Here is a 6,070-nt window from a genome sequence, read left to right as displayed (position 1 = left end):
ACGAACTTGCCCGGCGAGTTGGTGAACTGCTCGGCCACGAAGAACGGCTGCGACAGGAAGCGCTGGATCTTGCGGGCGCGGGCCACGACCAGCTTGTCCTCTTCCGACAGCTCGTCCATGCCCAGGATGGCGATGATGTCCTTCAGGGCCTTGTACTGCTGCAGGACTTCCTGGACCGAACGGGCGGTCTGGTAGTGCTCTTCGCCGATGACCAGCGGGTCCATGATCCGCGAGGTCGAGTCCAGCGGATCCACGGCCGGGAAGATGGCCTGGGCGGCGATGTCACGCGACAGAACGGTCTTGGCGTCCAGGTGGGCGAACGAGGCGGCCGGGGCCGGGTCGGTCAGGTCGTCGGCCGGGACGTAGATGGCCTGGATCGAGGTGATCGAGCCCTTCTTGGTCGAGGTGATGCGCTCCTGCAGGTTGCCCATCTCGGTGGCCAGGGTCGGCTGATAGCCCACCGCCGACGGGATGCGGCCCAGCAGAGCCGACATTTCCGAACCGGCCTGGGTGAAGCGGAAGATGTTGTCGACGAACAGCAGCACGTCCTTGCCTTCCTCGTCGCGGAAGTACTCGGCCTGGGCCAGGCCGGTCAGGGCGACGCGGGCGCGGGCGCCGGGCGGCTCGTTCATCTGGCCGTACACGAGGGCGCACTTGGAGCCTTCGGTCGAACCGTCGTTCTTGGTCGGGTCCACGTTCACGTTGGACTCGATCATCTCGTGATACAGGTCGTTGCCTTCGCGGGTGCGTTCACCCACGCCGGCCAGAACCGAGTAACCGCCGTACGCCTTGGCGATGTTGTTGATCAGTTCCTGCATCGTCACGGTCTTGCCGACGCCGGCGCCGCCGAACAGGCCGGTCTTGCCGCCCTTGGTGTAGGGGCACATCAGGTCGATGACCTTGATGCCGGTGACCAGGATTTCCGACGAGGTCGACTGCTCTTCGAACGAAGGCGCCTCGCGGTGGATCGGGCGGAACATGTCCGTCTTGATCGGGCCCTGTTCGTCGATCGGCTGGCCGACGACGTTCATGATGCGGCCGAGGGTGCCCGGGCCGACCGGCGCCATGATCGAGGTGCCGGTGTCGGTGACCGGCTGACCGCGGGTCAGGCCTTCGGTGGTGTCCATGGCGATGGTGCGGACCATGTTCTCGCCGAGGTGCTGGGCGACTTCCAGAACCAGGGTGAAGGGCTCGCCCGTCTTCTGGTCAGTGTTCTGGGTCTGCAGGGCGTTCAGGATCGCCGGCAGGTGGCCGTCGAACTCGACGTCGACGACGGCGCCGATGACCTGGGCGATGCGGCCGGCGCCGACGGCTTCAGCAGCCTTCGGGGCGACGGTCTTCTTCGCGGCGGCCGGGGCCTTGGCGGCGGCGGCCTTCGGGGCGGCCGGCTTCTTGGCGGCGGGTTTCTTCGGGGCGGCGGTGTCGGTCATCGGGTTCGTTCCGTTCGGAAGGTCTTGTCTGTGCGTGGATCGGATCAGAGCGCTTCAGCGCCGGCGATGATTTCGATCAGTTCGGTGGTGATCTGGGCCTGGCGCTTGCGGTTGTACTGCAGGGTCAGGCTGTTGATCAGGTCACCGGCGTTGCGGGTGGCGTTGTCCATGGCGCCCATCTGGGCCCCGAAGAAGCTGGCCTGGTTCTCGTACAGGGCGGCCAGGATCTGGGTCGTGATGTTGCGCGGCAGCAGCGTCTCGAGGATTTCCTCCTCCGACGGCTCGTACTCGTACACGGCGCCGTTCAGGTCGATCGGGGCGGCGTCGCCGTCCACCACCGCCGGGATCAGCTGGCGGGGGGTCGGGACCTGCGAGATGACCGACTGGAAGCGGCTGTAGAACAGGGTCACGACGTCGGCGTTGCCGGCCTCGAACTCTTCCGCGATCAGGGCGGCGATCGGCTCGGCGGCGGCCATGCCGATGACCTTGTGCTCGCTCAGCTCGAAGGTGCGGATCAGCTTGTCGCCGTACAGGCGGGTCAGGCCGTCGCGAACCTTGCGGCCGACGGCGATGATGCGGACATCCTTGCCGTTGGCGATCAGGCTGTTGATCCGCTCACGCGCGGCGCGGATGACGTTCGAGTTGAAGCCACCCGCCAGACCCTTGTCGCCGGTGGCGACGACGACCAGGTGCTTCTGGTCGGCGCCCGTGCCGGCCAGCAGCTTGGGCGCGCTGTCGCCGGACACGCCGGCGGCCAGGTTGGCGATGACCGCGGCCATCTTCTTCGCGTAGGGGCGGGCGCTTTCAGCCTGATCCTGGGCGCGCTTCAGCTTGGCCGCGGCGACCATGTTCAGGGCTTTCGTGATCTTCTGCGTGGACTTCACGCTGTCGATCCGATTGCGCATTTCCTTGAGGCTGGCCATCCGGCGCTACTTTCTCGCTATCCGGTCCGGTCTCAGGCGAAGGTCTTGGTGAAGGCTTCCAGCACGCCCTTCAGCTCGGTTTCGAGCTCGGCGGTCAGGTCCTTCTTGGTGCGGATGCCTTCCAGCAGGCCCGGGTTCGACGACTTGATGCGGGCCAGCAGCTCGCTCTCGAAGCGGCCGATGTCCGAAACGGCGATGCCGTCCAGGTAGCCACGGGTGCCGGCGTAGACCGACACGACCTGCTCTTCCATGGTCAGCGGGCTATACTGCGGCTGCTTCAGCAGCTCGGTCAGACGGGCGCCGCGGGCCAGCAGCTTCTGGGTCGAGGCGTCCAGGTCCGAGCCGAACTTCGCGAAGGCGGCCATTTCACGGTACTGGGCCAGCTCGCCCTTGATGGTGCCGGCGACCTTCTTCATCGCCTTGGTCTGGGCCGACGAGCCGACGCGCGACACCGAGATGCCGACGTTCACGGCCGGACGGATGCCCTGGTAGAACAGGTCCGATTCCAGGAAAATCTGGCCGTCGGTGATCGAGATCACGTTGGTCGGGATGTAGGCCGACACGTCGTTGGCCTGGGTTTCGATCAGCGGCAGGGCGGTCAGCGAGCCCGAACCGTAGTCGCCGTTCAGCTTGGCCGAACGCTCCAGCAGGCGCGAGTGCAGGTAGAAGACGTCGCCCGGGTAGGCTTCACGGCCCGGCGGACGGCGCAGCAGCAGCGACATCTGGCGGTAGGCCACAGCCTGCTTCGACAGGTCGTCATAGACGATCAGGCCGTGCATGCCGTTGTCGCGGAAATACTCGCCCATGGCGGTGCCGGCGAACGGGGCCAGGAACTGCAGCGGGGCCGGCTCCGACGCGGTCGAGGCGACCACGATAGTGTATTCCAGAGCGCCCGACTCCTCGAGGGTCTTCACGATCTGGGCCACGGTCGAACGCTTCTGACCGATGGCGACGTAGATGCAGTACAGCTTGGCGGACTCGTCGTCCGTGGCGTTGACCGACTTCTGGTTCAGGATGGTGTCGATGGCGACGGCGGTCTTGCCGACCTGACGGTCACCGATGATCAGCTCGCGCTGGCCGCGGCCGACCGGGATCAGGGTGTCGATCGCCTTCAGGCCGGTCTGCATCGGCTCGTGCACCGACTTGCGGGGGATGATGCCCGGAGCCTTCACGTCCACGCGGCGGCGCTCGGTGGCGACGATCGGGCCCTTGCCGTCGATCGGCTCGCCCAGCGGGTTCACGACGCGGCCCAGCAGGCCCTTGCCGACCGGCACGTCCACGATTTCGCCGAGGCGGCGGACTTCGTCGCCTTCAGCGATGGCGGCGTCCGAGCCGAAGATCACGGCGCCGACGTTGTCGCGCTCGAGGTTCAGGGCCATGCCCTTCACGCCGGCCTTCGGGAACTCCAGCATTTCACCGGCCTGGACGTTGTCCAGACCGTGGATGCGGGCCACGCCGTCGCCGATCGACAGCACCTGGCCGACGTCGGAGACGTCGGCTTCAACGCCGAAGTTGGCGATCTGCGACTTGAGGATGGCCGAGATTTCGGCGGCGCGGATGTCCATTTGGATCTCTCTGTCTTCGTCTCTTTGTGCGCTGGTTCAGGGCGCCGTCGTTGTTCAGGCGCGCTTGAGCGCGAATTTCATCTGGTCGAGCTTGGTCTTCAGCGAGGCGTCGAACAGCTTCGAGCCCACCTTCACCTTCAGGCCGCCCAGGATCGCCGGGTCGACACGGGTCGTCAGTTCCGGATCCTTGCCCAGCGAGGTGCGGAGCGTGGTCTGGATGGTCTTGAGCTGGGCGGCGGTCAGCGCCTGGGCCGACACCACCTCGGCGGCGACCAGGCCCGTCTTCTTCGCGTACAGCACCTCGAAGGCGCCCAGCACGGCGGTCAGGTCACGCGCACGGCCGTTCTGGGCCAGCAGACCCAGGAAGTTTTGCGTCACGCCGTTGAACTTCGCCTTGGCGGCGATGGCGACCAGGCCCTTGACCTGATCGTCCGAGGTCATGACCGGCGAGGTCGCCAGACGGCGCAGATCAGCGCTCTCCAGCCAGGCCGCGCGCAGCGACTTCACGTCCGCGCGCACGGCGTCCAGCGCGCCTTTTTCCACTGCCAGGTCGAACAGCGCTTGTGCATAGCGCTCACCGACTTCCGTCGTTCTGAAATCGTCAGCCACTTATAAGGTCCGCGCGGGTTAGCGTTCGGGTCATGGCCGACCGGGTTGCCGGTTCGACCAAAGGCTTGAAATGCTTTGAGAAAGCACTTTGGGGACGCGTTCGATAACGCGCCCTCCGGCTCAGCCGGGCGCCTGATAGCACCCCTGCCCTTCCCTCGCAACCGGGACAGGCCGCCACATTGGGCCGCATTGCCGCAGGTGCAACCCTCGCCTTACATCATGGGTTTCAGCGCCAAGCTTCAAGGAAGATCCCGCCCCGATGTTCGACTTTTCCGTCTTCTTCACCGACCCGACCGTCTGGGCGGCTCTCATCACCTTGGTGGTGATGGAGGTGGTGCTGGGCATCGACAACCTGATCTTTATCTCGATCCTGTCGAACAAACTGCCCCCCGAGCATCGCCAGCGCACCCGCCGGATCGGCATCGGCCTGGCCCTGATCATGCGCCTGGGCCTGCTGGCCACCATCGGCTGGATCGTGGGCCTGACCGCCCCGGTGTTCGACCTAGGCCTGCAGGGCGCGGTCAACAGCCACGGCGAGCCCGGCTTCGAGACCGCCTTCAGCTGGCGTGACCTGATCCTGATCGCCGGCGGCCTGTTCCTGATCTGGAAGGCCACCAAGGAAATCCACCATGCCACCGACACCACGCCGTCCCACGACCTTCTCGAGAAGGACAAGAAGGACGTCGTCATCAACAACGTCGGCGCCGCCATCTTCCAGATCATCCTGCTGGACCTGGTCTTCTCGATCGACTCGATCCTGACCGCCGTCGGCATGACCGACCACGTCGTGGTCATGATGATCGCCGTCGTCGTCGCCGTCCTGACCATGCTGCTGGCCGCCGACCCGCTGGCCGAGTTCATCGACAAGAACCCGACCGTGGTCATGCTGGCCCTGGGCTTCCTGCTTATGATCGGCGCGGTGCTGATCGCCGATGGTTTCGGTGTCCACGTGCCGAAGGGCTACATATACGCTGCAATGGCGTTTTCTGCCGCCGTGGAAGGTCTGAATATCTGGGCGCGGCGGCGCCGAGACAAAGGCTCTCGCTCGCCCGGGTGATTGTCCGCGCGATCGGCCACGCTCGTTTGCATGAGCGTGCGCGACTTCCTCGGGCGGATTCCAATCGAGAATCCGCCCGGGGCGAGGCTAGCCCGTCAGATGGGGTAATGGCCGGGCTGGGTCTCGAAGGTGATCCAACGCAGTTCGGTGAAGGCGTCGATACCGGCCTTGCCGCCGAACCGCCCGTAGCCGGACGCTTTCATGCCACCGAAGGGCATTTGCGCTTCGTCGTGAACGGTCGGGCCGTTCACATGGCAGATGCCCGATTGAATGCGCCGGGCGATCTCCAGGCCCTTGGCGATGTCGCGCGTGAAGACCGAGGCGGACAGGCCGTATTCGGTATCGTTGGCGAGCTCGATCGCGTGCTCGGTGTCGCGTGCGCGTACCATCGCGACGACAGGGCCGAAGCTGTCGTCGCGGCACAGGTTCATCTCCGGCGTGACCCTGTCGCTCACGTGCGCGGGCATCAGCACGCCTTGGGTCGTC

Annotated in this window: 6 protein-coding genes; 1 reads left to right on the top strand and 5 read right to left on the bottom strand. The window is 65.8% G+C overall.

The window, feature by feature from the left end:
- From atpD to VGE03_RS16075, 4 genes are all read right to left on the bottom strand, one after another.
- Positions 1–1,430: F0F1 ATP synthase subunit beta (gene atpD, locus VGE03_RS16090; RefSeq protein WP_331047488.1), on the bottom strand; the 1,430-nt coding region annotated here is incomplete at its 3' end.
- 44 nt (positions 1,431–1,474) lie between these two features.
- Positions 1,475–2,353, bottom strand: a complete 879-nt coding sequence (locus VGE03_RS16085; protein WP_331047487.1) for a F0F1 ATP synthase subunit gamma — start codon at positions 2,351–2,353, stop codon at positions 1,475–1,477.
- A 32-nt stretch (positions 2,354–2,385) separates the two neighbouring features.
- A complete protein-coding gene (atpA, locus tag VGE03_RS16080) occupies positions 2,386–3,918 on the bottom strand; it encodes a F0F1 ATP synthase subunit alpha (RefSeq protein ID WP_331047486.1) in 1,533 nt (510 codons plus the stop codon).
- A gap of 54 nt (positions 3,919–3,972) precedes the next feature.
- A complete protein-coding gene (locus tag VGE03_RS16075) occupies positions 3,973–4,527 on the bottom strand; it encodes a F0F1 ATP synthase subunit delta (RefSeq protein WP_331047485.1) in 555 nt (184 codons plus the stop codon).
- Between the two features lie 259 nt (positions 4,528–4,786).
- Between VGE03_RS16075 and VGE03_RS16070 the strand changes: the two genes are divergently transcribed.
- Positions 4,787–5,584 carry a TerC family protein gene (locus tag VGE03_RS16070; RefSeq protein ID WP_331047484.1) on the top strand — a complete coding sequence of 266 codons (798 nt, stop codon included), beginning with the start codon at positions 4,787–4,789 and terminating at the stop codon, positions 5,582–5,584.
- A 95-nt stretch (positions 5,585–5,679) separates the two neighbouring features.
- Here VGE03_RS16070 and VGE03_RS16065 read toward each other — a convergent pair.
- Positions 5,680–6,070, bottom strand: a 391-nt coding sequence (locus VGE03_RS16065; RefSeq protein WP_331047483.1) for an aldehyde dehydrogenase family protein, incomplete at its 5' end; no start/stop codon positions are given.

Source organism: Brevundimonas sp. (genome assembly GCF_036400995.1).
GTDB lineage: Bacteria > Pseudomonadota > Alphaproteobacteria > Caulobacterales > Caulobacteraceae > Brevundimonas.
Note: the sequence above shows the minus strand (reverse complement) of the source record. Positions and strands in the feature narration are given on the sequence as shown.

Excerpts from the sequence above, each read along its gene's own strand:
- atpA (WP_331047486.1), bottom strand. The coding sequence starts at position 3,918 with ATGGACATCCGCGCCGCCGAAATCTCGGCCATCCTCAAGTCGCAGATC.
- VGE03_RS16085 (WP_331047487.1), bottom strand. The coding sequence starts at position 2,353 with ATGGCCAGCCTCAAGGAAATGCGCAATCGGATCGACAGCGTGAAGTCC.
- VGE03_RS16070 (WP_331047484.1), top strand. The coding sequence starts at position 4,787 with ATGTTCGACTTTTCCGTCTTCTTCACCGACCCGACCGTCTGGGCGGCT.